This is a genomic window from Streptomyces resistomycificus (assembly GCF_001514265.1).
GTDB classification, from domain to species: Bacteria; Actinomycetota; Actinomycetes; order Streptomycetales; family Streptomycetaceae; genus Streptomyces; species Streptomyces resistomycificus.
Genome location: NZ_KQ949001.1, coordinates 208,061 through 232,070, shown reverse-complemented (window position 1 = coordinate 232,070; position 24,010 = coordinate 208,061). Strand labels below are relative to the sequence as shown.

At 71.2% G+C, this 24,010-nt stretch carries 19 protein-coding genes and 1 tRNA gene; 14 read left to right on the top strand and 6 right to left on the bottom strand.

The features are described from left to right. Positions 1-106 precede the first annotated feature (106 nt). From AQJ84_RS33905 to AQJ84_RS33870, 8 genes are all read left to right on the top strand, one after another. Positions 107-1,402, top strand: coding sequence for an extracellular solute-binding protein (locus tag AQJ84_RS33905; RefSeq protein ID WP_030042591.1), 1,296 nt, complete (start codon positions 107-109; stop codon positions 1,400-1,402). Positions 1,403-1,503: 101 nt separating this feature from the next. Continuing rightward, positions 1,504-2,379 (top strand): carbohydrate ABC transporter permease, encoded by an 876-nt coding sequence (locus tag AQJ84_RS33900; protein ID WP_030042590.1) that lies wholly within the window; start codon positions 1,504-1,506, stop codon positions 2,377-2,379. Then, positions 2,376-3,221, top strand: a complete 846-nt coding sequence (locus AQJ84_RS33895) for a carbohydrate ABC transporter permease (protein WP_053191136.1) — start codon at positions 2,376-2,378, stop codon at positions 3,219-3,221. Before AQJ84_RS33900 ends, AQJ84_RS33895 begins: the two co-directional genes overlap by 4 nt. 4 nt (positions 3,222-3,225) lie before the next feature. Continuing rightward, the gene (locus tag AQJ84_RS33890; RefSeq protein WP_030042588.1) at positions 3,226-4,854 is read left to right on the top strand and encodes a beta-N-acetylhexosaminidase; all 1,629 of its coding nucleotides are present in this window, start codon (positions 3,226-3,228) and stop codon (positions 4,852-4,854) included. Between the two features lie 259 nt (positions 4,855-5,113). After that, positions 5,114-6,007, top strand: a complete 894-nt coding sequence (locus AQJ84_RS33885) for an FAD binding domain-containing protein (protein ID WP_053191138.1) — start codon at positions 5,114-5,116, stop codon at positions 6,005-6,007. Further along, the gene (locus AQJ84_RS33880; protein WP_030042587.1) at positions 6,004-7,788 is read left to right on the top strand and encodes a 2Fe-2S iron-sulfur cluster-binding protein; all 1,785 of its coding nucleotides are present in this window, start codon (positions 6,004-6,006) and stop codon (positions 7,786-7,788) included. The genes AQJ84_RS33885 and AQJ84_RS33880 overlap by 4 nt, the downstream gene beginning before the upstream one ends. Next, positions 7,785-10,094, top strand: coding sequence for a xanthine dehydrogenase family protein molybdopterin-binding subunit (locus AQJ84_RS33875; RefSeq protein WP_030042586.1), 2,310 nt, complete (start codon positions 7,785-7,787; stop codon positions 10,092-10,094). Before AQJ84_RS33880 ends, AQJ84_RS33875 begins: the two co-directional genes overlap by 4 nt. A gap of 248 nt (positions 10,095-10,342) precedes the next feature. Next, on the top strand, positions 10,343-11,503 hold the full coding sequence (locus AQJ84_RS33870; protein WP_030042585.1) for an SUKH-4 family immunity protein: 1,161 nt from the start codon (positions 10,343-10,345) through the stop codon (positions 11,501-11,503). 136 nt (positions 11,504-11,639) lie between these two features. Here AQJ84_RS33870 and AQJ84_RS33865 read toward each other — a convergent pair. Further along, positions 11,640-11,714: transfer RNA gene (locus tag AQJ84_RS33865), tRNA-Cys, on the bottom strand. 220 nt (positions 11,715-11,934) lie between these two features. Here AQJ84_RS33865 and AQJ84_RS33860 point away from each other — a divergent pair. The 4 genes from AQJ84_RS33860 (at position 11,935) to AQJ84_RS33845 (ending at position 17,643) form a co-directional block, all read left to right on the top strand. After that, positions 11,935-13,410, top strand: a complete 1,476-nt coding sequence (locus tag AQJ84_RS33860; protein ID WP_030042584.1) for an MFS transporter — start codon at positions 11,935-11,937, stop codon at positions 13,408-13,410. A 334-nt stretch (positions 13,411-13,744) separates the two neighbouring features. After that, entirely contained in the window at positions 13,745-15,535 is a 1,791-nt protein-coding gene (locus AQJ84_RS33855; RefSeq protein ID WP_030042583.1) for a DEAD/DEAH box helicase, read from the top strand. A gap of 416 nt (positions 15,536-15,951) precedes the next feature. Next, positions 15,952-16,593 carry an IclR family transcriptional regulator gene (locus AQJ84_RS33850; RefSeq protein WP_030042582.1) on the top strand — a complete coding sequence of 214 codons (642 nt, stop codon included), beginning with the start codon at positions 15,952-15,954 and terminating at the stop codon, positions 16,591-16,593. Between the two features lie 258 nt (positions 16,594-16,851). Continuing rightward, a complete protein-coding gene (locus tag AQJ84_RS33845; protein WP_030042581.1) occupies positions 16,852-17,643 on the top strand; it encodes a YlbL family protein in 792 nt (263 codons plus the stop codon). A 41-nt stretch (positions 17,644-17,684) separates the two neighbouring features. Here AQJ84_RS33845 and AQJ84_RS33840 read toward each other — a convergent pair whose 3' ends face one another. Genes AQJ84_RS33840 through AQJ84_RS33820 form a run of 5 tightly spaced genes read right to left on the bottom strand, consistent with a single transcriptional unit; the run spans position 17,685 to position 21,860 of the window. Next, positions 17,685-18,653: a glycine betaine ABC transporter substrate-binding protein gene (locus AQJ84_RS33840; protein ID WP_030042580.1), complete on the bottom strand. Its 969-nt coding sequence runs from the start codon at positions 18,651-18,653 to the stop codon at positions 17,685-17,687. After that, positions 18,650-19,474 (bottom strand): ABC transporter permease, encoded by an 825-nt coding sequence (locus AQJ84_RS33835; protein ID WP_030042579.1) that lies wholly within the window; start codon positions 19,472-19,474, stop codon positions 18,650-18,652. Before AQJ84_RS33835 ends, AQJ84_RS33840 begins: the two co-directional genes overlap by 4 nt. Further along, the gene (locus AQJ84_RS33830) at positions 19,471-20,709 is read right to left on the bottom strand and encodes a betaine/proline/choline family ABC transporter ATP-binding protein (protein ID WP_030042578.1); all 1,239 of its coding nucleotides are present in this window, start codon (positions 20,707-20,709) and stop codon (positions 19,471-19,473) included. Before AQJ84_RS33830 ends, AQJ84_RS33835 begins: the two co-directional genes overlap by 4 nt. Then, positions 20,702-21,349: an ABC transporter permease gene (locus AQJ84_RS33825; protein WP_053191141.1), complete on the bottom strand. Its 648-nt coding sequence runs from the start codon at positions 21,347-21,349 to the stop codon at positions 20,702-20,704. Before AQJ84_RS33825 ends, AQJ84_RS33830 begins: the two co-directional genes overlap by 8 nt. A 22-nt stretch (positions 21,350-21,371) precedes the next feature. After that, complete coding sequence (locus AQJ84_RS33820; RefSeq protein WP_030042577.1) at positions 21,372-21,860, bottom strand: Lrp/AsnC family transcriptional regulator; 489 nt, start codon at positions 21,858-21,860, stop codon at positions 21,372-21,374. Positions 21,861-21,985: 125 nt separating this feature from the next. Between AQJ84_RS33820 and hppD the strand changes: the two genes are divergently transcribed. After that, positions 21,986-23,131: a 4-hydroxyphenylpyruvate dioxygenase gene (gene hppD, locus AQJ84_RS33815; protein WP_053191144.1), complete on the top strand. Its 1,146-nt coding sequence runs from the start codon at positions 21,986-21,988 to the stop codon at positions 23,129-23,131. A 22-nt stretch (positions 23,132-23,153) separates the two neighbouring features. After that, positions 23,154-24,008 (top strand): phage baseplate protein, encoded by an 855-nt coding sequence (locus AQJ84_RS33810; protein WP_030042574.1) that lies wholly within the window; start codon positions 23,154-23,156, stop codon positions 24,006-24,008. The last annotated feature ends 2 nt before the right edge of the window (positions 24,009-24,010 follow it).

Sequence of the window (24,010 nt, the reverse complement as noted above, 5' to 3'; positions counted from 1 at the left end):
TGAGACCTCTTGTGGACATGTTCATGTAGTCCCTAGCCTCCGTGGTGTTGTGCAGAGCGAAACCGTCATTGCATATGTTGCAACGCGCGCCTCGGAGGATCACTCCATGAAGCTCTCCCCCCGACTCCCCGCCCTCCTGCTGGCCGCCCTCGTCGTCACGGCCTGCGCCCCCCGGACGTCCGACAACGCCGCCTCCGACAAGGACGAGAAGAGCGGCACCCTGCGGGTCTGGCTCTTCCAGGAGGTCGGCAACAAGCCGAAGGAGAAGGTCGTCGACTCCGTCGTCGCCGCCTTCGAGAAGGCCCACGAGGGCACTCGGGTCGACGTCGAGTACATCCCGGTCGACACCCGCGCCCAGCGCGTCAAGGCCGCCTTCAACGACCCGAAGTCCGCTCCCGACGTCATGGAGTACGGCAACACCGACACCGCCGGCTACGTGAAGGACGGCGGACTCCTCGACGTGACCGAGGAGTTCGGCGACTGGGGCGAGGCCAAGGACACCGACCCCACCGCCAGACAGTCGGTCACCGTGGACGGCAGGCTCTACGGCGCCCCGCTCTACGTCGGCGTCCGCGCCCTCTACTACCGCACGGACGTCTTCGGGGAACTAGGCCTGAAGGTCCCGGAGACGATGACCGAACTGGCCGCCACGGCCCGCGAGATCCGCGCCGCGAAGCCCGACCTGTACGGCCTGGTGGTCGGCGGCGCCTACACCTACGGTGCGATGCCCTTCGTCTGGGCCAACGGCGGCGAACTCGCCACCGGCAAGGGCGGGTCGTACGCCTCCACCATCGACAGCGCGGCCGCCCGGAAGGGCATCAAGGCGTACACCTCCCTCTTCGGGGACGACAACTGCCCCGCCGCCAAGTGCGCCGGGATGGGCGGCAACGACACCGTCACCGCGTTCGCGGCCGGCAAGGCGGCCATGGCGATCGGCGGCGACTTCAGCCACACCGCGGTCGAGGCCGGGAAGGTGAAGGGCAAGTACGCGGTGGTGCCGCTGCCGGGGGTCACCCCGGGCTCGATCGCCCCGGCCTTCGCCGGCGGCAACAACATCGGCGTACTGAAGGGCACCTCGCACCGCTCCCTCGCCGTCGAACTGATGGAACAGCTCGCCTCCAAGAGGACGCAGTCCGAACTCTTCGACGCCATGGGCTTCCTGCCGACCTTCGGGGACGTGCGGCAGCAGGTCGCGGCGAGGGAGCCGTTCGTCAAGCCCTTCGTCCGGACCCTCGGCGCCGGCACCAGGTTCGTCCCGGCCTCGCCCGCCTGGTCCCGGATCGACTCCTCGCTGGTCCTGCCGACCATGTTCCAGGAGGTCATCAGCGGCAGGAAGGACGTGGCGGCGGCCTCCAAGGACGCGGCGGCGAAGATGAACGACGCGTTCGGCTCCGCCGGGTGACGCCGGTGACGCCCGCGAGCTCTGGGGTTGCGGGGCGCCGGCCGCCGCGGCTTGTGAGGGGCTGGTCGCGCGGTTCCCCGCGCCCCCGGGGGAGTGGGGGCATGCAAAGTCGGAAGGCACCCTGGCTCTATCTCGCCCCCGCCCTCGTCGTCCTCGGCGGGCTGCTCGTCTACCCCGTCTACCAACTCGGCCTGATCTCCTTCTTCCGGTACACCCAGGCCCAGGTCAGCGGCGGCGAACCGACCACCTTCGAGGGGTTCGGCAACTACGCCGAGCTCCTCGGGGACGACCGGTTCTGGCAGGTGCTGCTGTCGACGGTCGTCTTCGCGGCGGCCTGTGTCGCGTCGACGCTGACGGTCGGCTGCGCGCTCGCCGTCCTGCTCACGCGCGTGCGTGCCCTGCCCCGGCTGGTCCTGATGATGGCCGCGCTGGGCGCCTGGGCGACCCCGGCCGTCACCGGCTCCACGGTGTGGCTGCTCCTGTTCGACCCGGACTTCGGGCCCGTCAACCGGGTCCTGGGGCTCGGCGACCACTCATGGACGTACGGCCGCTACAGCGCCTTCCTCCTCGTCCTGCTCGAAGTGGTGTGGTGCTCCTTCCCGTTCGTCATGGTCACCGTGTACGCCGGGATCCGCGCGGTGCCGGGCGAGGTGCTGGAGGCCGCGGCCCTGGACGGCGCCTCGCAGTGGCGGATCTGGCGCTCCGTCCTCGCACCGATGCTCCGGCCGATCCTGACCGTCGTGACCATCCAGTCGGTGATCTGGGACTTCAAGGTCTTCACGCAGATCTACGTCATGACGAACGGCGGCGGCATCGCCGGCCAGAACCTGGTCCTGAACGTGTACGCCTACCAGCAGGCCTTCGCGTCCTCGCAGTACAGCCTCGGCTCCGCGATCGGCGTGGTCATGCTGCTGATCCTGCTCGCCGTCACGCTCGGGTACCTGCGGCTGCTGCGCCGCCAGGGGGAGGAACTGTGAATCTTCCACGCCTGCGGGTGCGGCGCCCGTGGCGGCTGGCCGCCGACGCCTCGGCGCTGCTGACCGCGGTGGCCGTCGCCTTCCCCCTCTACTGGATGGTGCTCAGCGCCTTCAAACCGGCCGGCGAGATCGAGTCGAGCGAGCCCAGACCCTGGACGCTCGCACCCTCCCTGGACTCCTTCCGGCGCGTGTTCGGGCAGCAGGAATTCGGCCGCTACTTCATCAACAGCCTTGTCGTGGCGTGCAGTGTCGTGATCGTCTCGGCACTGATCGCGTTTCTCGCGGCGACCGCCGTGACACGATTCCGGTTCCGCTTCCGGACCACCCTGCTGATCATGTTCCTGGTGGCCCAGATGGTGCCCGTGGAAGCCCTGACCATCCCCCTGTTCTTCCTCATGCGGGACTTCGGACAGCTGAACACGCTGGGTTCGCTGATCCTGCCGCACATCGCCTTCTCGCTGCCCTTCGCGATCTGGATGCTGCGCGGTTTCGTGAAAGCCGTGCCGGAGGCGCTGGAGGAGGCCGCGTACATCGACGGGGCGAGCCGTGCGCGATTCCTGTGGCAGATCCTTTTCCCGCTGGTCTTCCCCGGGTTGGTGGCCACGAGCGTCTTTTCCTTCATCTCGGCCTGGAACGACTTCCTGTTCGCCAAGTCCTTCATCATCAGTGACACCTCGCAGTCCACTCTGCCGATGGCACTGTTGGTCTTCTACAAGCCGGACGACCCCGACTGGGGCGGCGTCATGGCCGCCTCCACGGTGATGACGATTCCGGTGCTGATCTTCTTCGTACTCGTACAGCGACGCCTGGTCTCCGGACTGGGCGGAGCGGTCAAGGACTGAGCACATGGGCTTCGAGGACGTGATTCCGGCTCCCCGCAAGGGCTGGTGGGTGCCGCCGACGCCGGGGGCGTTCCCCCTGGACGAGGAGACCGTGCTGTACGCGGAGCCCGGCACCGAGCGGGTCGCGCTCTGGCTGCGCAACGCGCTGAGCGCCGCCACCGGCCTGCCGTTCGCCGAGGGCCGCGAGGACAACGGCATCGTGCTGCGCGTGGACCCCGGGATGGCGGAGGAGGCCTACCGCGTCGTCATCGACGGCTACGCGATCCGGATCGACGGTGGCAGCGCGGCCGGCGTCTTCTGGGGCGCGCAGACCTTCCGTCAGCTGATGGGCCCCGACGCCTACCGGCGCGCGCCCATCGACCCGGCACGCCGCGAGTGGTTCGTGCCGATGGTCGTGATCGAGGACGCCCCCCGCTTCCGCTGGCGCGGCCTCATGCTCGACGTGGCCCGGCACTTCACGCCCAAGGACGGTGTGCTGCGTTACCTCGACCTGATGGCCGCGCACAAACTCAACGTCCTCCACTTCCACCTGACGGACGACCAGGGCTGGCGGGTCGAGATCAGGCGATACCCGAAGCTGACCGAGACCGGGTCCTGGCGGGCCCGCACCAAATTCGGCCACGGGGCATCACCGCTGTGGGAGGAGAAGCCGCACGGCGGTCACTACACCCAGGACGACATCCGGGAGATCGTCGCCTATGCCGCCGAGCGGCATATCACCGTCGTCCCCGAAATCGACGTACCCGGCCACTCGCAGGCCGCCATCGCCGCGTACCCGGAACTCGGCAACACCGACGTCATCGACACGACCTCCCTCAAGGTCTGGGACAGCTGGGGCATCTCCCCGAACGTACTCGCCCCCACTGACAACACCCTGCGCTTCTACGAAGGGGTCCTCGAGGAACTGCTGGAGCTGTTTCCCTCCCGTTTCGTCCACGTCGGCGGCGACGAATGCCTCAAGGACCAGTGGCGGCGGTCGCCCACCGCACAGGCCCGTATCAGGGAACTCGGCCTCGCGGACGAGGACGGGTTGCAGTCCTGGTTCATCGGGCACTTCGACAAGTGGCTGTCCGCGCGCGGGCGCAGGCTCGTCGGCTGGGACGAGATCCTGGAGGGCGGCCTGGCCGACGGCGCGGCGGTCTCCTCCTGGCGCGGATACGAGGGCGGCATCGCGGCGGCCCGCGCGGGCCACGACGTCGTCATGTGCCCCGAGCAGCAGGTGTACCTGGACCACCGGCAGGACGCGGGCGCGGACGAGCCGGTCCCCATCGGGTACGTCCGCACCCTGGAGGACGTCTATCGGTTCGAGCCCGTTCCACCGGAGTTGACGCCCGAGGAGGCCGGGCACGTCCTCGGCACGCAGGCCAACGTGTGGACCGAGGTGATGGAGGACCACGCACGCGTGGACTACCAGACCTTCCCCCGCCTGGTGGCCTTCGCCGAGGTGGCCTGGAGCCCCCTGCCCGCCCCCGCGGAGCGGGACTTCGCCGACTTCGAACGCCGGATGGCCACGCACTACCGGCGGCTCGACGCCCTGGGCGTCGCCTACCGCCCGCCCTCGGGACCCCTGCCGTGGCAGCGACGGCCCGGTGTGCTCGGGCGGCCGATCGACGGGCCACCCCCGGACCGATGAGGCCCGGCGCCGGCGGCAGTCCCCGAACAGGTACTGGAAAAAGCCCGCAAGAGTCACCGAAGAGTGTCAATCGCCACGCACCGGTGATGCCGTGCGAAAACGGACCATCTCCCTGGTGAGGCGGGCGAATGCCTCCTAGCGGACCCCCGTCTTCGGGTCCTGCGAAGATGTGCCAGAGTTGCCACGTCCGCCCTGTCAGCACGTACCGTACGGCAACACAGGTGGGACCAGGTGGGGCAGCGGGAAGGGGCAGCCGGTTTTGACCACGCACGCACCGCAGGCGGCGCAGTCCGTGACGCTGCCCACAACGCTGGACGAGGCCGTGGCCGCGCTGGCCGCCATGCCCGCCGCCGTGCCCGTGGCCGGCGGCACCGACCTGATGGCCGCCGTCAACTCCGGACAGCTCAGGCCGGCCGCCCTGGTCGGCCTCGGCCGGATCAGCGAGATCCGCGGCTGGCAGTACCTCGACGGCCACGCCCTGCTCGGCGCGGGACTCACGCACGCGCGCATGGGCCGCCCCGACTTCGCCGCCCTCATCCCGGCGCTCGCCGCCTCCGCGCGCGCCGCCGGCCCGCCGCAGATCCGCAACGCGGGCACCCTCGGCGGCAACATCGCCTCGGCGTCCCCCACCGGAGACGCACTCCCGGTGCTGGCCGCCCTGGAGGCGACCCTGATCATCGCGGGCCCGGGCGGAGCCCGTCGGGAGATCCCGGTGTCGCACCTGCTGGCGGGCATGGAGATGCTGCGCGCCGGCGAACTCATCGGCTTCGTGCGCGTGCCCCTGCTGCACGCCCCGCAGGTCTTCCTCAAGGCGACCGGCCGCACCGGTCCGGGCCGGGCCCTGGCGTCCGTCGCCCTGGTCCTCGACCCGGCCCGCCGCGGGGTCAGATGCGCGGTGGGCGCCATAGCGCCGATGCCGCTCAGGCCCCTCGAGGCCGAGGAGTGGGTCGCCCGGCTGATCGACTGGGACAACAACCGGGCGATCGTCCCCGAGGCGCTCAGCGCCTTCGGCGAGTACGTCGCCGCGGCCTGCATCCCCGACCCGGGCCCGGCCGAGGACGGCTCCGCGCAACAGCTTCCGCCCGCCGTACTGCACCTGCGGCGCACCGTCGCCGCGCTGGCCCGACGAGCACTGGGGAGGGCGCTGTCGTGAGCGACGACCAGCACGGAGAGGGCATGCCCCAGGGCGCGGGCCGCTGGGACCCGCTGCCCCAGGGCGACTACGACGACGGCGCCACCGCCTTCGTGGAGCTCCCCGAGGGCGGCGTCGACGCGCTCCTGGCCGACAGCCCGCTCGCCGCGCCCGGTCACGGCTATGTGCCGCCGCAGATAACGGTCACGCCGGCCACCACCGCGGGCACCGACCCGGCGGCGACGGGCACCTGGGCGATTCCCGCCGACGGTGTCCAGTGGCCCGACCCGAACGCGGTGCCCCGGCACACGGAGGGCACCGGCAACGACCGGTTCACGTACAACCCGAACGCGACGGGACAGTGGAACTTCGAGGAGCCGGCCGGTGCGGAGGCCTCTCCCGCGCCGGGGCACGACGTGACCGGCCAGTGGTCGATCCCGGTCGCCGGCGGTGACCTCCCGGACGAATCGGGCGAGTTCACCACGTCGTCCCTGGTCGAGCAGTGGGGCGGCACACCTCCGGCCACGCTCCCCGGCGGCGCGGCCGCCCCGTGGGCGTCGGAGACGGCGGGAGCGCCCTGGGGGCAGACGCCCGCCCCCGAAGCGCCGGACGCGCACCGGCCGGAGGGACACGCGCCGGACACCCACGCGCCCGAGGGCTACGCGCCGGACACGCACGCCGTCGAGCGCGGCGCCGGCGGCCACGGCTCCGAACAGCCCGGCTCGCACGAATTCGACGCGTCAGCCGAGCAGCCGTACCCCGAGGCGCCGGCGGAGCAGCCGTACGCGGAGGTGTCCGCCGAGCAGCCCTACCCCGAGGTGTCCGCCGAGCAGCCGTACGCCGAAGGCTCCGGCGGGCCTTACTCCGAGGGTTCCGGCGAACCGTACTCCGAGGGTTCCGGCGCGCCGTACGCCGAAGTGTCCGCCGAGCAGCCCGGCCCAGCCGCCTCACAGACCGCCCACGAGGGCCGTGAGGCCGGTGACGCCGTCGAGGCGTCCGAGGAGGCCCAGGAGGCCGCTGAGGCCGTTGAAGGGGCTGCCGAGGAGGCCGCGGAGCCTGCCGCCGAGCCCGCCCCGGAGGCGGACGCCGGCGAGGGAACCGCCGAGGGTGGCGGGGCCGCGGAGGCGTCCGACGGTGAGGCGGCACCCCCGCCCTCCGGTGAGGAACACCCCCTCGCCTCCTACGTCCTGCGGGTCAACGGCGTCGACCGCCCCGTCACGGACGCGTGGATCGGCGAGTCCCTGCTCTACGTGCTGCGCGAGCGGCTCGGTCTCGCGGGCGCCAAGGACGGCTGCTCGCAGGGCGAGTGCGGCGCCTGCAACGTGCAGGTCGACGGCCGGCTCGTCGCCTCCTGCCTGGTGCCCGCCGTGACCGCGGCCGGCAGCGAGGTCCGCACGGTCGAGGGCCTGGCCGCCGACGGGCAGCCCTCCGACGTACAGCGTGCCCTCGCCAGGTGCGGCGCGGTGCAGTGCGGGTTCTGCGTGCCGGGCATGGCGATGACCTTGCACGACCTCCTGGAGGGCAACCCGGCGCCGAGCGAGATGGAGACCCGCCAGGCACTGTGCGGAAACCTCTGCCGCTGCTCCGGCTACCGGGGCGTCGTGGAGGCCGTCAAGGAGGTCGTCGCGGAACGCGAGTCGCACAGCACGGCCGCCGACTCCGAACAGGACGGCGACGAGGCACGTATCCCTCACCAGGCGGGTCCGGGAGCCGGCGGCGTCAACCCGTCGGCGTTCGAACCGGCTGAACCGCACGACCGGACGTACGGACCCGGACAGGGACAGGACGGAGGCCAGGCGTGAGCAACGAAGCCGCCACCGCGACCACCGCCGCGGAGGCAGCACCCGCCCCCGAGCCGATCCCGCACGGCCTCGGCGTCGCCCTCCCGGCCGCCGACGCCCGCGCGAAGACCGAGGGCACCTTCCCCTACGCGGCCGACCTGTGGGCAGAGGGCCTGCTCTGGGCGGCCGTGCTGCGCTCGCCGCACCCGCACGCGCGCATCGTGTCCATCGACACCTCCCACGCGCGCGAGATGCCCGGCGTACGGGCCGTCGTCACCCACGAGGACGTGCCGGGCAGCCCGGTGCACGGCCGCGGCAACGCCGACCGGCCGGTCTTCGCCTCCGACGTCGTACGCCACCACGGCGAGCCCATCGCCGCCGTCGCCGCCGACCACCCCGACACCGCGCGCATGGCCGCGGCCGCCGTCATCGTCGAGTACGAGGTGCTCGAACCGGTCACGGACCCCGAGCAGGCCTTCGAGGCCGAGCCCCTGCACCCCGACGGCAACCTGATCCGGCACATCCCGCTGCGCCACGGCGACCCGGACGCGGCGGGCGAGATCGTCGTCGAGGGCCAGTACCGCATCGGCCGCCAGGACCCCGCGCCCATCGGCGCCGAGGCCGGCCTCGCCGTACCGCGGCCCGACGGCGGCGTCGAGCTGTACGTGGCCTCCACGGACCCGCACACCGACCGCGACACCGCCGCCGCCTGCTACGGCCTGGAACCCGAGCGGGTGAAGGTCGTCGTCACCGGCGTCCCCGGCGCCACCGCCGACCGCGAGGACCAGGGCTTCCAACTCCCGCTCGGCCTGCTGGCCCTGAAGACGGGCTGCCCGGTCAAACTCACCGCGACGCGCGAAGAGTCCTTCCTGGGCCACGTCCACCGACACCCCACCCTGCTGAGATACCGCCACCACGCCGACGCCGAGGGCAAGCTGGTGAAGGTCGAGGCGCAGATCCTGCTCGACGGGGGCGCCTACGCGGACACCTCCTCGGAGGCGCTGGCGGCCGCGGTCTCCTTCGCCTGCGGCCCGTACGTCGTCCCGAACGCGTTCATCGAGGGCTGGGCCGTACGCACCAACAACCCGCCCTCCGGCCACGTACGCGGCGAGGGCGCCATGCAGGTGTGCGCCGCCTACGAGGCGCAGATGGACAAGCTCGCGAAGAAGCTCGGCGTCGACCCGGCGGAGCTGCGCCTGCGCAACGTCCTGGCGACCGGCGACGTGCTGCCGACCGGCCAGACCGTGACCTGCCCGGCGCCGGTCGCCGAACTGCTGCAGGCCGTACGGGACGTCCCCCTGCCCGCGCTGCCCAAGGACACCCCCGAGGACGAGTGGCTGCTGCCCGGCGGCCCCGAGGGCGCTGGCGAACCGGGAGCGGTGCGCCGGGGCGTCGGCTACGGCGTCGGCATGGTGCACATGCTGGGCGCCGAGGGCACGGACGAGGTCTCCACGGCGACCGTCCGGGTCCAGGACGGAGTGGCGACGGTGCTGTGCGCGGCGGTCGAGACGGGGCAGGGCTTCACGACCCTGGCCCGGCAGATCGTCCAGGACACCCTCGGTATCGACGAGGTCCACGTCGCCCCCGTCGACACCGACCAGCCGCCGGCCGGACCGGGCTGCCGCGGCCGCCACACGTGGGTGTCGGGCGGCGCGGTGGAACGGGCGGCCAAGATGGTCCGCACCCAGCTTCTGCAGCCCCTGGCGCACAAGTTCGGCATGTCCACCGAGCTGCTCCAGATCACCGACGGCAAGATCACCTCGTACGACGGTGTGCTGTCGACCACCGTCACCGAGGCGATGGACGGCAAGGAACTGTGGGCCACCGCCCAGTGCCGCCCCCACCCGACCGAACCGCTCGACGAGACCGGCCAGGGCGACGCCTTCGTGGGCCTCGCGTTCTGCGCGATCCGCGCGGTCGTGGACGTCGACATCGAACTGGGCTCGGTACGCGTGGTGGAGCTCGCGCTCGCCCAGGACGTCGGCCGGGTCCTGAACCCGACCCAGCTGGTGGCCCGTATCGAGGGTGGCGTCACCCAGGGCGTGGGCATCGCCCTCACGGAGAACCTGCGCAGCGCCCGCGGCGTGATCCGCCATCCCGACCTCACCGGGTACGCGCTGCCGACCGCCCTGGACGCGCCGGAGATCCGCATCGTGAAGCTGGTCGAGGAGCGTGACGTGGTCGCGCCCTTCGGCGCGAAGTCGGTCAGCGCGGTCCCGGTGGTGACGTCCCCCGCGGCGATCGCCTCGGCGGTCCGCGCCGCGACGGGCCGCCCGGTCAACCGCCTCCCGATCCGGCCCCAGGCGGCGGTGGTGACGGGCCAGTGAACTCCGCGCCTGCTGCCTGTTGAACTGCTGCCTGCCGAACCGCTGCCTGCCGAACCGTCGCCTTTGCCGGTGCCGCCGGAACGTCTGTCGAGGGACGGGAACGGCGAGGGCGATCTGAGCGTCTCCTGATCCGGGGGCGTTGTCAGTGGTGGCGCGTAGTGTTCTGGGCAGTGGGAGACGTGCTGCCGGGCCTGCTCGGCCGTGCGTGCCCTGGGTGCGCGGGGACGTGAGCAAGCACGGGGGAGCACATGGGCACGATCGAGGCCGCTGTCGCGGCCATCAGACTGACCGAGACAGATCTGGATCCGTACATCACACACGCATCGACGCGCCGCTGGCTGACGGGCCCCGGACTTCCGGGCGACAGCGGCCTGTTCACCTTCGAGGAACTGCGCCGCGCGGGCGTGCGCACGGTCGCGGACTCGACGGGCGACCCGGACGGACGGCTCGCGGCGGAACTGCGGAACCAGCTGGTGATAGGCGGACTGACGGGTCCCGGTGGCCTGGAGACCGAGTCGGTGCTGCTGGACGGCGCGACCGGCGAGATCTCCACGACCCACTTCCTGCACGACCGACCCGACCTGATGGGCCGTCGCCCGCTGGCGCCCTCGCTGGAGCGGTTGGTGCGGTTCGCGACGGCGACCGACGAACTGGCTGCGCTGCGCGGCCAGTTCGCGTCCTACGCCGGCCGCTTCGGCCCGAAGGCGGTCGCGGAGGCGTCGCGTCAGCTGCTGGCCGTGTTCAAGGAGGGGACGGGCGGTGAGGTGCCGCCGTTCTGGAAGATGGCCGCGCTGATCCGCCCCCTGTCCCTGGTCGCCGGTCCGGGCACGCTCTCCGGCCTGGCGCTGGACCTTCCGGCCCGCCTCCTGGACCAGGAGTTCGGCCGGGGCAGGGTGGCCCGCTTCGAGGACGTCGACTTCCCGGCGACACTCACCCACGAGCCGACCCGCCGCTTCCTGCGGGAGACGGGCCTGCCCGAGAACGCCTTCCCCTTCCACCTCGACACGGACGTCCCGCTGGCGACCCTGGCGGAACACCACGCGGACGATCCATCGGCCGAACTCCCGCCGCGTGCCGCCCACCTGATCCGCCTCGGCGACCTCGTCGAGAACAACAGCCTCGTGATCGACGGCGAGACGGGCGCGGTCCTGAACTGGAGCGAGCGGCAGGCAACGCTGCACCCCCTCAACACCGACATCTCCACCCTGGGCTTCACCCTCTGGCTCCTCCACCGCGAGCGCGCCATCGACGAGGACCTCGACCACGGCCTCACCACGAGCACGCGCGACCAACTGGCCGCCACGATGATCCAGGTCCTGTCGACGATCGACCCGACGGGCACGTCGACCCCGCCCGGACGCCATTACTGGACAGAGGCGCTCCGGGACGAGACGGGCGGGGTGCTGTGAGCGACACCGGCTCCGCTGATCTGGTCATGTCGCCCAGCTCCGGGGCCTCGACGCCTGATCTGTCCGGGCTGTTCAGACGGTAAGGAAGGGCAGCACCCGCGGAGGGTGCCGCCCTTCGTTCTACCTGGTCAGGCGTTGGAGGCCGTAGCGGGATTCGAACCCACGTAACTCGCTTTGCAGGCGAGCCCCTCAACCACTCGGGCATACGGCCGTGTCGGTGGAGCGTGGTGCGTGGTGCTCCGGTCCGCGCTTGGTGAGATGACCGTATGGCGGGGTGGGGAGAGGGCTCAAGGGAATCGCGGGCCCTGCAACGGGACTGCCACACCCCGTTCATGAAAGGGCCTGCGGCCAGGGATGTACGACCAAGGTCCCGGCGTGGGCCCTCCTCTCGACAGGGGTCAACGTGTCTGTTGGCCCTTACGCTGGCGGGCATGACCCCTCTGGAGCCGCGTGACAACGCCGTCGTGGACACCGCCGACCTGCCCGCGGTCGAGGAGAGCGTGCTGGGGCGGGATTATCGGGCGCTCAGTGTCGGGATCGTCTCCGTCGTGCTGCTCATCGCGTTCGAGGCGACCGCCGTGGGTACGGCGATGCCGGTGGCGGCTCGGGAGCTGGACGGGGTGTCGCTGTACGCGTTCGCGTTCTCGGGGTACTTCACGACGAGCCTCTTCGGCATGGTGCTGGCCGGGCAGTGGTCGGACCGGCGGGGGCCACTCGGCTCGCTGACCGCCGGGATCGGGGCCTTCGCCGCGGGGCTGATGCTGTCCGGGACCGCGGGGGCGATGTGGCTGTTCATCCTCGGGCGGGCGGTGCAGGGGCTCGGCGGCGGGCTGGTGATCGTCGCGCTGTACGTCGTGGTGGGGCGGGCGTATCCGGACCGGTTGCGGCCGGCGATCATGGCGGCGTTCGCGGCTGCCTGGGTGGTGCCGTCGATCGTGGGTCCGCTCGCCTCGGGGGCGGTCACCGAGCATCTGGGATGGCGGTGGGTGTTCGTCGGGATCCCGGTGCTCGTCGTCCTGCCGCTGGCCCTCGCGTTGCCGCAGATTCGGCGGCGCGCTTCCGGGGCGGTGGAGCAAGGGGCGGTGGAGCCAGGGGCGGTGGAGCGAGCAGCGGGGAAGGGAACCGGGTCCTTCGACCGGCGGCGTATTCGGCTGGCCCTCGGGATCTCGCTCGGCGCCGGGCTGCTGCAGTACGCCGCGCAGGATCTGCGCTGGATCTCGGTGCTGCCGGGCGCGGTGGGTGTCGCGCTGCTCGTGCCCGCCGTGCTCGGGCTGCTGCCGCGCGGCACGTACCGGGCGGCGCGCGGGCTGCCCTCCGTCGTGCTGTTGCGGGGCGTCGCGGCCGGGTCGTTCATCGCCGCCGAGTCGTTCGTGCCGCTGATGCTGGTCACCCAGCGAGGTCTGTCGCCGACGCTGGCCGGGTTCTCGCTCGCGGCGGGCGGTGGGACGTGGGCGCTGGGTTCGTGGATGCAGTCGCGGCCGCGGGTGGAGCCGTACCGGGAGCGTCTGATGACGGTGGGGATGGTGCTGGTCGCCGCCGCGATCGCCGCCGCCCCGAGCGTGCTGATCGAGTCCGTGCCCGCCTGGACCGTCGCCGTCGCCTGGGCCTTCGGGTGCTTCGGGATGGGCCTGGTGATCTCCTCCACCAGCGTCCTCCTGCTCCAACTCTCCGCCCCACAGGAGGCCGGCACCAACTCCGCGGCCCTGCAGATCTCCGACGGACTGTCCAACGTGATCCTGCTGGCGGTGGGCGGCGCCGCCTTCGCCGCGCTGGGCGGTGGCACGGTGAGCCACGCGGCCACGGAGACCTCCGGCTCGCATCCGGCCGCGTTCGCCGCGGTGTTCCTGCCGATGGCGGCGGTGGCGTTGGCGGGGGCCTGGGTGACGACCCGGCTGCGGGAGCGCTGAAGCGCGGGGAGCCGGTGCTCGGGCGCACGGCGTGGCCCGGCCGCCGCGACCTTCCTGGGTGTCAACGGTGTCGACGGCGTCAACGGCGTCGACCTCGGAGGCGGCGATCAGGACACCGCGTATGACCTGGTCATCGATGGCGCCTCCGGGAACGAGAGCGACATCTCGGTGATCGCGGGGCGGCTGCGGCAGCTGTGACGTGGGTCCCACCCACGGGCGACCCGGGCTTGTCCGCGCGTTGACACCACCGGGCCGCCGGTAGGGTGGCCCGGTTGTCATACGTAGCCGAGCCGTCAGACCAGTTCCGCGCCGCCCGACCCCGTTAACGGAGACCGTGACTACCACCGCCGCCTCCTCCCACCACCTTTCCCCCGCCTTCCCCGGCCGCGCCCCCTGGGGTACCGCCAGCAAGCTGCGCGCCTGGCAGCAAGGGGCGATGGAGAAGTACATCCAGGAGCAGCCGCGTGACTTCCTGGCCGTCGCGACGCCCGGCGCCGGAAAGACCACGTTCGCGCTGACGCTGGCGTCCTGGCTGCTGCACCACCACGTCGTGCAACAGGTGACCGTCGTCGCGCCGACCGAGCACCTGAAGAAGCAGTGGGCCGAGGCGGCCGCCCGGATAGGGATCAAGCTGGACCCCGAGTACAGTGCGGGACCGCTCGGCAAGGACTACCACGGCGTCGCGGTGACGTACGCCGGTGTGGGCGTGCGGCCGATGCTGCACCGCAACCGGGTCGAGCAGCGCAAGACCCTCGTCATCCTCGACGAGATCCACCACGCCGGTGACTCCAAGTCGTGGGGCGAGGCGTGCCTGGAGGCCTTCGAACCGGCCACGCGACGGCTCGCGCTCACCGGTACGCCCTTCCGGTCCGACACCAACCCCATCCCCTTCGTGACCTACGAGGAGGGCAACGACGGGATCCGGCGGTCCGCCGCCGACTACACCTACGGGTACGGCAACGCACTGGCCGACCACGTCGTGCGGCCCGTCATCTTCCTCTCCTACAGCGGCAACATGCGCTGGCGGACCAAGGCCGGCGACGAGATCGCCGCGCGCCTCGGCGAGCCGATGACCAAGGACGCGGTCAGCCAGGCCTGGCGTACGGCCCTCGACCCGCGCGGCGAGTGGATGCCCAGCGTGCTGCGCGCCGCCGACCAGCGGCTCACGGAGGTCCGCAAGGCCATTCCCGACGCCGGCGCGCTCGTCATCGCCTCCGACCAGGACTCCGCCCGGGCCTACGCCAAACTCATCCGGGAGATCACGGGCAGCAGGGCGACGGTCGTGCTGTCCGACGACGCCGGGGCGTCCAGCAGGATCGACGAGTTCAGCGGCAACAACGACCGGTGGATGGTCGCCGTCCGGATGGTGTCCGAGGGCGTCGACGTGCCCCGCCTGGCCGTCGGCGTGTACGCCACCACCATCTCCACGCCCCTCTTCTTCGCGCAGGCCGTCGGCCGTTTCGTGCGGTCCAGGCGGCGCGGCGAGACGGCGTCCGTCTTCCTGCCCACCGTCCCCGACCTGCTCACCTTCGCCAACGAGATGGAGGTGGAGCGGGACCACGCCCTCGACAAGCCGAAGAAGGAGGGCGAGGAGGACCCGTACGCCGAGTCCGAGAAGGAGATGGAGGAGGCGAACAAGGAACAGGACGAGGACACCGGCGAGCAGGAGCAGTTCTCCTTCGAGGCGCTGGAGTCCGAGGCCGTCTTCGACCGGGTCCTCTACGACGGTGCCGAGTTCGGCATGCAGGCCCACCCGGGCAGCGCGGAGGAGCAGGACTACCTCGGCATCCCCGGTCTCCTCGAGCCCGACCAGGTCCAGATGCTGCTCCAGAAGCGGCAGGCCCGGCAGATCGCGCACAGCCGCAAGAAGCCGGACGAGGAGGCGGACCTGCTCGAACTGCCCGCCGAGCGGCGGCCGGTGGTCTCGCACAAGGAGATGATGGAGCTGCGCAAGCAGCTCAACACGATGGTCGGCGCGTACGTCCACCAGAGCGGCAAGCCGCACGGGGTCGTCCACACCGAGCTGCGCCGGGTGTGCGGCGGACCGCCGAGCGCGGAGGCCACGGCCGGGCAGCTGCGGCAGCGGATCGCCAAGGTGCAGGAGTGGGCCACCCGGATGCGGTGACGCCGGGCGCTGTGCCTCGGCGGGTCCGGTCGGGGGGCATCTTTCCTGTTCCGGGTGTGGGCCGGTGGGGCCGGGGACTGTCGCGTCCCGTGGCGGAGGCGCGTGTCGGCGCAGCCCCGCGCCCCCTCCGAGTTCCGCACGCCGTGCGTTTTCAGGACAAACGGAAGCAGTCCGTACCGGGGAGTGCCCGGATTCTGGACGGAGCCTTCCGCTCAGCGAACTGCCTTCGCTACTGTCCGCCTACGCACACGCCCCGTGGCAGCGCCGCCGCGGAGCGCAGCCGTGAAGCGACGCGGTCCGGCAACTGGCCGGGCCGCCGGCCGATCGGCGGCCTCTGAAGCGCGTCGCCGACGGGACTCGGTGACGCATCTGTCGCGAGGGGGCTGCCGACCTCACCACTTGGAGGAGTGGGCGTCGTGACCGCGGAGACCTCTCAGACGCTCGACCGGGGACTGCGTGTCCTCAAACTGCTGGCCGATACGGACCACGGGCTGACCGTCACCGAGCTATCCAACAAACTGGGCGTGAACCGGACCGTGGTGTACCGGTTGCTCGCCACGCTGGAACAGCACGCGCTCATACGTCGTGACCTGGGCGGCCGTGCCCGGGTCGGCCTCGGTGTGCTGCGCCTGGGCCGCCAGGTGCATCCGCTGGTACGCGAGGCGGCCCTGCCGGCCCTGCGATCGCTGGCGGAGGACATCGGGGCGACCGCGCATCTCACGCTGGTGGACGGGGCGGAGGCGTTGGCCGTGGCCGTCGTCGAGCCGACGTGGACGGACTATCACGTGGCCTACCGGGCCGGGTTCCGGCATCCGCTGGACCGGGGGGCCGCGGGACGCGCGATCCTAGCCGCGCGCCGGCAGCCGGTGGACGAGCCCGGGTACACCCTGACCCACGGGGAGCTGGAGGCGGGAGCCAGCGGCGCCGCCGCACCTCTGATCGGGGTCACGGGGGTCGAGGGCAGCGTCGGCGTCGTGATGCTGGCGGACGCGGTGCCGGAACGCGTGGGACCACGGGTCGTGGACGCGGCCAGGGAGGTCGCGGAGGCCCTGCGCTGAGGTAGCCGGGCCGGAGCGCGGTGCCTTGTGCCGGTGCCGGTGCTGGTGCCCGTGCCCCGTGCCGGTGCCCGTGCTCGTGCCCCGTACCCGTGCCCCGTGCCCGTGCCCGTGCCCGTGCTCAGCGTCGTGAGGCCGAGGGAGAGGGCGAGGGCGTCGGGCCGCGCCGCCGTGCCGCGGAGCTTCATGCGCCGCGGGCGGGGCCGCGGGCGGGGCCGACCGCCCCGTGGCCGGAAGTGACCGCCGCGTTAGATTGATCCTGTGCTCTCTCGCCTCACGCGCCCCCGGGCCGTCGCCGTCTGCGCCCTGCCCGTCGTGGCCCTCCTCGCCACGGCGGCCTTCGCGCCGCTGCCGTTCTCACTGACGCAGCCCGGGATGACGGCGGACGTCCTCGGCGAGAACAAGGGCGACCCGGTGATCACGATCTCCGGCGCCCCGACCCGGGACACCACCGGGCAGCTGCGCATGACGACGATCGAGGCGACCAACCCGGACACCCGGATCCGGCTCGGTGACGTGCTCGACGCCTGGTTCGCCACGGACCAGGCGATCATGCCTAGGGACGCGGTCTACCCGAGTGGTCAGAGCGTCAAGGAGATCGAGAAGCACAACACCGAGCAGATGCGGGAGTCCCAGGACGCGGCGACCGAGGCCGCCCTGAACTACCTGGACCTGTCCGGCAAGGACATCAAGGTGACGCTGAAACTCGCCGACGTCGGCGGCCCCAGCGCCGGCCTGCTGTTCACCCTCGGCATCATCGACAAGCTGAACGGCGACGGCAGCGGGAGCGACCTCACGGGCGGCCGCACCATCGCCGGTACGGGCACGATCGACGCGGCGGGTGAGGTCGGCGCGGTCGGGGGAGTGGCCCTGAAGACGCAGGCCGCGCGTCGGGACGGGGCGACGGTGTTCCTGGTGCCGAAGGACGAGTGCTCCGACGCGAAGTCCGAGCTGCCGAAGGGGCTCCGGCTCATTCCGGTGACCACGCTGAAGGGCGCGGTGAACGCCCTGACGGCGCTGGAGAGCGGGAAGGGTTCCGTCCCCAGCTGCTAGTGGGGCCCGTGGCCGACTCAGCTGGTGGCCGCTTTCGGCCCTCACTCCTCCTTGACGAACCCCTCCGCCTTCAGCCAGTCCAGCGCCACCTGGTGCGGGTCCTCCCCGACGACGTCCACCTTGGCGTTCAGGTCCTGCGCCACGGCGTTGGTCAGCCTCTTCGTGATCGGGTTCAGGACGTCCGCGATGGCCGGCCACTTCTTCAGGGCCTTCGTGTTGATCTCGGGGGCCGCGTTGTAGTTGGGGAAGAACCTCTTGTCGTCCCGCATCACCGCGAGGTTCATGGACTTGATGCGGCCGTCGGTGGTGAAGACCTCGCCGTAGGTGCAACTGCCCTTCGCGGCCTGGGTGTAGATGATCCCGGTGTCCATCTGCGTGATGTTCTTCGCCGGGACGCTCATGCCGTACGCCTTCTCCAGCCCGGGCAGCCCGTCCGCGCGGTTGGCGAACTCGCTCTCCACGCACAGGGTGACCGCACCCGGGTCGGACTTGGACAGCGCGGCCACGTCCGAGAGCGTCCTCGTGCCGTACTTCTCGTAGTTGGCCTGGTTCATCGCGAGCGCGTAGGTGTTGTTGAGGGGCGCCGGGGGCAGCCAGGTCAGGCCGTTCTTCAGGTCGGCGTCGCGCACCGCCTGCCACTGCCGGTGCGGGTCGGGGATGGGCTTGCTGTTGCCGAGGTAGGTGATCCAGGCGGTGCCCGTGTACTCGTACATGCCGTCCGCCTCGCCGGACTTGACCGCCTCGCGGGCGCCGATGGACCCCTGGACGCCGGTGCGGTCGAGCACGTCCGCGCCGGCCGCCTCGAAGGCGATGCCCATGATCGCGCCGAGGATGAGCTGCTCGGTGAACTCCTTCGACGTCACGGTGAGATCGGCGCCGTCGAGCGGCAGCCCTTTGCCGATCGAGCCCGGCTTCACCTCGTCCACCATCGGGGATCCGCTGGTCAGACCGCAGGCGCTCGCCGACACCAGCATCCCGGAGGCCAGCAGCAGACAGGTACGCCGTCTCATGTCCCCGCCTCCAACCCGCGCGGCCGCAGCAGCAGTTCGGCCAGCGAGGCCAGCCAGTCCACCAGCAGCGCGAGCGCGACCGTGAGGATCGAGCCCAGCACCAGCACCGGCATCCGCTGGCTGGTGATGCCGGTCGTGATCAGGACGCCCAGCCCGCCGCCCCCGCCGAAGGTCGCCAGGGTCGCCGTACCGACGTTCAGGACGAGCGCCGTACGGACGCCGGCCAGGATCAGCGGGACGGCCAGCGGCAGCTCCACCCGGGACAGCACGCCCATCGGTGACATGCCGATGCCGCGGGCCGCCTCCAGCAGCGTCGGGTCGTTCGCCTTGAGGCCGGCGATCGTGTTGGACAGCACCGGCAGCACGGCGTAGGCGATGATGCCGATCAGAGCCGCCTTCATGCCGGTGCCGAGCCAGATGACCAGCAGCGCGAGCAGGCCGATCGCCGGTGTCGCCTGGCCCATGTTGGCGAAGGTCATCGCCACCGGGGTCGCCTTCCTGAACGCCCGCCGGGTCAGGAGGATCCCCAGCGGGATCGCGATGATCAGCACGAAGAACGTCGAGATCGCCGTGAGTTCGATGTGCTGCCACAGGGCCTTCGAGACCTGGCCGTCGGACAGCGCGTTCTCGGAGACGAAGTCGAGGTCGGCCTGCCGGAACCACAGCCAGGTCGCCAGCAGCCCCGCGACCAGGACGGCGGGCAGGATCGTCAGCCTCTGCCAGGTGACGCGCGGCTTCAGGGGGCTCGGCGGCGGCGGTGGGGCCTCGCCCTCCTCCCGCTCCTCCCGCCCTTCCCGCTCCTCCAGCTCGGGGGTGGTCACGCCTTCCTCTCCCCTCCGGCGCCCTCCTGCTCGGCGTGGGTCTGGGCGGACCGCAGCGCCTCCAGGTCGTGCTGGTGCTCCATGGCCTCCAGCCGGTCCGCCTCCAGCAGCTCGTGCACGGAGTTCATCAGCGTCTCCACGTCGACCACGCCCGTGTACTCGCCGCGCCGACCGGTCACCGCGACCCGCCCCGAGCTGTCGGTGAGCACCGCCTCCAGCGCGTCCCGCAGGGTCGCGTCCCTGGTCACCGTGTCGTGCACCAGCGTTCCCGCGCGGGCCAGCGAGCCCTTGGCGCGCATGAGGTCGCCGCGCCTGAGCCACTTGTAGGGCCGGCCCCGCTTGTCGAGCAGCAGGATCTCGCTCGTCCCGCTGGAGCGGAGCTTGCTGAAGATCTCCTGGAGCGGGTCGTCGACGGTCACCGTGGGGTAGTCGGTGATCTCCACGTCCCGCACCCGGGAGAGGTTGAGCCGCTTCAGCGCGGCCCCCGCGCCGACGAACCCGGACACGAAGTCGTCCGCGGGGTTGGTGAGGATCGCCTCCGGGGTGTCGAACTGAGCGATGTGGGAGCGTTCGCGCAGGACGGCGATCCGGTCACCGAGCTTGATCGCCTCGTCGAAGTCGTGCGTGACGAAGACGATCGTCTTGTGCAGCTCGTGCTGGAGCCGGATCAGTTCGTCCTGGAGGTGGTCACGGGTGATCGGGTCGACCGCGCCGAACGGCTCGTCCATCAGCAGCACGGGCGGATCGGCGGCCAGCGCCCGGGCCACGCCGACGCGCTGCTGCTGGCCGCCGGAGAGCTGGCGCGGGTAGCGGCCGTGGAACTCGCCGGGGTCCAGCCCGACCAGGTCGAGCATCTCCTCGACCCGGTTCCTGATCCGCGCCTTCGACCAGCCGACCATCCTGGGAACGAGCGCGATGTTCTGGGCGACCGTCATGTGCGGGAAGAGACCGGAGGTTTGGATCGCGTACCCGACCTTCCGGCGCAGCTTCACCGGATCCATGTGGGTGACGTCCTCGCCGTCGATGCGGATCCGGCCGCCGGTCGGCTCGATCAGCCTGTTGATCATCTTGAGCGTCGTGGACTTCCCGCAGCCGGACGGGCCGACGAAGATGACGATCTCGCCCGCCCTGATCTCCATGTTGACGTTGTCGACGGCCGGCTGCGGACTGCCCGGATACCGCTTGGTCAGGTTCTCCAGCTCGATGGAGGCACCGGAGGTCGCTGTCTCAGGCACGGATCCCCCTGGGAATGGTCAGCCGTCCGATCAGGACGTACGCCGCGTCGAACAGCAGGGCCAGGACGATGATGCCGAGCGTGCCCGCGAGCACCTGGTTGATGGCGTTCTTGCTGCCCAGGGAGCCGAGTCCGCGGAAGATCACGTTGCCGAGACCGGGCCCGGAGGCGTACGCGGCGATCGCGGCGATGCCCATCAGCATCTGCGTGGAGACCCGGATGCCGGTCAGGATCGGCGGCCAGGCCAGCGGCAGCTCGACCCGCACCAGCCGCATCACCCGGGACATACCGATGCCGGTCGCCGCGTCCACCAGCGAGGGGTCGACCCCGCGCAGCCCGACGATGGAGTTGCGCACGATCGGCAGTAGCCCGTAGAGCGTCAGCGCGATCACCGTGGGCGGGACGCCCAGGCCCACGATCGGGATGAGCAGGCCGATCATGGCGAGCGAGGGAACGGTCAGGATGGTCGAGGTGGTCGTCGTCGCCAGGTTGCCCGCCCACTCGCTGCGATAGGTGACCACGCCGATCAGGACCCCGAGCAGCGTCGCCACGACCATGCACTGGAAGACGGCGCTCGCGTGCTGGTAGGCGTCCGTCAGCAGCTGTTGGTGGCGGGTGCCGAGGTACTCCCAGAAGTTCACATCCGCTCACCCCAGGTCGGCGCTAGTTCCTCTCCCGGTCCTCGGCCGCCTGCTCCACCAGCGGGATGATCCGCAGCGGAACGGGGTTCTCCATGACGATCGCGGTGGAGGCCCGGACAATGCCATCAAAACCGACAACCAGGTCGATGACCCGCTGGAGATCGGCGTTGGAACGGGCCACGAGCCGGCACAACATGTCCCCGCCGCCGGTGGTGGTGTGCAGCTCCAGCACCTCCGGAACGCCCGCCAAGTGCGCCCGTACGTCCGCCCCTTGCCCCTGCCGGATCTGCAGGGTCGCGAAGGCGGTGACCGGGTAGCCGAGCGCCGCCGGGTCCACCTGCGGACCGAATCCGCGGATGACGCCATTCGACTGAAGCCGGTCCAGACGCGCCTGTGCCGTGCCCCGGGCGACCCCCAGCCGCCGCGACATCTCCAGCACCCCGATCCTCGGCTCCCGCGCCAGCAACACGATGATGCGGCCGTCAAGCCCATCGATCCCGTCGGTTCCCACGGTGGCCTCCCAGCGCTGGTCATCCTGTACAGAAAGCCCGCAGGATCCCCTGAGGCACTGGTCATATTGTTCAGCAGAATTGCGAACTATTGCGCACCTTGCCATCGCGGGACAAGGCTTGCGCTATGACGCAGACCACACACCACACTCCCGACACCGCCCGGCAGGCCGACCCCTTCCCGGTCAAGGGAATGGACGCGGTCGTCTTCGCCGTGGGCAACGCCAAGCAGGCGGCGCACTACTACTGCACCGCCTTCGGCATGAGGCTGGTCGCGTACTCCGGACCGGAGAACGGCAGCCGCGAGACCGCCGCGTACGTGCTGGAGAACGGCTCCGCCCGCTTCGTCCTCACCTCCGTCATCAAGCCCGCCACCCCCTGGGGCCACTTCCTCGCCCAGCACGTGGCCGAGCACGGCGACGGGGTCGTCGACCTCGCCATCGAGGTCCCGGACGCGCGCGCCGCGTACGCCTACGCGATCGAGCACGGCGCCCGCTCGGTCGCCGAGCCGTACGAGCTGAAGGACGAGCACGGCACGGTCGTCCTCGCCGCGATCGCCACCTACGGCGAGACCCGCCACACCCTCGTCGAGCGCACCGGCTACGACGGCCCGTACCTGCCCGGCTACGCGTCCGCGAGCCCGATCGTCGAACCGCCGGCCCACCGCACCTTCCAGGCCGTCGACCACTGCGTCGGCAACGTCGAGCTCGGCCGGATGAACGAGTGGGTCGGCTTCTACAACAAGGTCATGGGCTTCACGAACATGAAGGAGTTCGTGGGCGACGACATCGCCACCGAGTACAGCGCGCTGATGTCGAAGGTCGTCGCCGACGGCACGCTCAAGGTCAAGTTCCCGATCAACGAGCCCGCGATCGCCAAGAAGAAGTCCCAGATCGACGAGTACCTCGAGTTCTACGGCGGCGCGGGCGTCCAGCACATCGCGCTCAACACGAACGACATCGTCCAGACGGTACGGACGATGCGCGCGGCCGGGGTGCAGTTCCTCGACACCCCCGACTCGTACTACGACACCCTCGGCGAGTGGGTCGGCGACACCCGCGTGCCCGTCGAGACCCTGCGCGAACTGAAGATCCTGGCCGACCGCGACGAGGACGGCTACCTTCTGCAGATCTTCACCAAGCCCGTCCAGGACCGGCCGACCGTCTTCTTCGAACTGATCGAACGGCACGGTTCGATGGGCTTCGGCAAGGGCAACTTCAAGGCGCTCTTCGAGGCGATCGAGCGCGAGCAGGAGAAGCGGGGCAACCTCTAGGCCCCGAGGTCGAGGGGGGACCGTGGACGAACGCGTCGACCTGGCCACGCCGGCCGTCCGCTGGCTGTGGAAGAAGGCCACCCTGCGGGAGTCCACGGTCCTGCAGTCCTTCGCCTTCGACGAGGTGCACAGGCACCTGTACGTCCTCCAGGTCCGGCGGGGCGGCGTCGACGCCGGCAACCTGTGCCTCAACAAGCTCGACTACGACGGTGACTCCCTCGGCCACATGTACCTGCACGGCTTCGGACACGGCGTGAGCATGGGTGTCCAGCACGCTGCCGACGGCACGGTCTGGATCTGGACCGAGGCCGACTCCCGGGGCGGCTACGGCCAGGGAGTCACCCGCTTCCGCTTCGCCGACGGCGCCGTCCGCACCCGCGACGACGTGAGGATACGCAAACCGATACCGGGGTCGATCAACAACCAGCCCTCGGTCTGCACGGCCTCCGGCCGCATCGCCGTCCGTTACCGCACCGACGGCAGGCCCCGCTACCGCGTCTGGGACCTCGACGCCTTCACCGCCCGCGACTACGCCGACCCGGTCGCCGACATCCCCCAGTCGGGCGCCCACCCCGACCCCGCGATCCCGTTCCAGGGCTACGCCCTGCACGGTGACCACCTCTACCAACTCGCGGGCACCGCCTACGGCGCCTCCAACCCGCGTGCCGAGCGCGGCAACATTTACCTGTCCTGCCTCGACATCCGCACCGGTGAACTGGTCCAGCGACGGCGCACCGGAGCCGGTCACTCCCTGGACTTCCGCGAACCCGAGGGCCTCGCGGTCCGCCAAGACCCCGAACCGTGGCTGTGCCTGGGGCTGGCGTCGGGCAGCCCGGGGGCCCGCAGGTTCTCGGTGTTCTACAAACCCCGGGCGTGAGC

Excerpts from the sequence above, each read along its gene's own strand:
- AQJ84_RS33905 (WP_030042591.1), top strand. The coding sequence starts at position 107 with ATGAAGCTCTCCCCCCGACTCCCCGCCCTCCTGCTGGCCGCCCTCGTC.
- AQJ84_RS33900 (WP_030042590.1), top strand. The coding sequence starts at position 1,504 with ATGCAAAGTCGGAAGGCACCCTGGCTCTATCTCGCCCCCGCCCTCGTC.
- AQJ84_RS33890 (WP_030042588.1), top strand. The coding sequence starts at position 3,226 with ATGGGCTTCGAGGACGTGATTCCGGCTCCCCGCAAGGGCTGGTGGGTG.
- AQJ84_RS33870 (WP_030042585.1), top strand. The coding sequence starts at position 10,343 with ATGGGCACGATCGAGGCCGCTGTCGCGGCCATCAGACTGACCGAGACA.
- AQJ84_RS33860 (WP_030042584.1), top strand. The coding sequence starts at position 11,935 with ATGACCCCTCTGGAGCCGCGTGACAACGCCGTCGTGGACACCGCCGAC.
- AQJ84_RS33840 (WP_030042580.1), bottom strand. The coding sequence starts at position 18,653 with ATGAGACGGCGTACCTGTCTGCTGCTGGCCTCCGGGATGCTGGTGTCG.
- hppD (WP_053191144.1), top strand. The coding sequence starts at position 21,986 with ATGACGCAGACCACACACCACACTCCCGACACCGCCCGGCAGGCCGAC.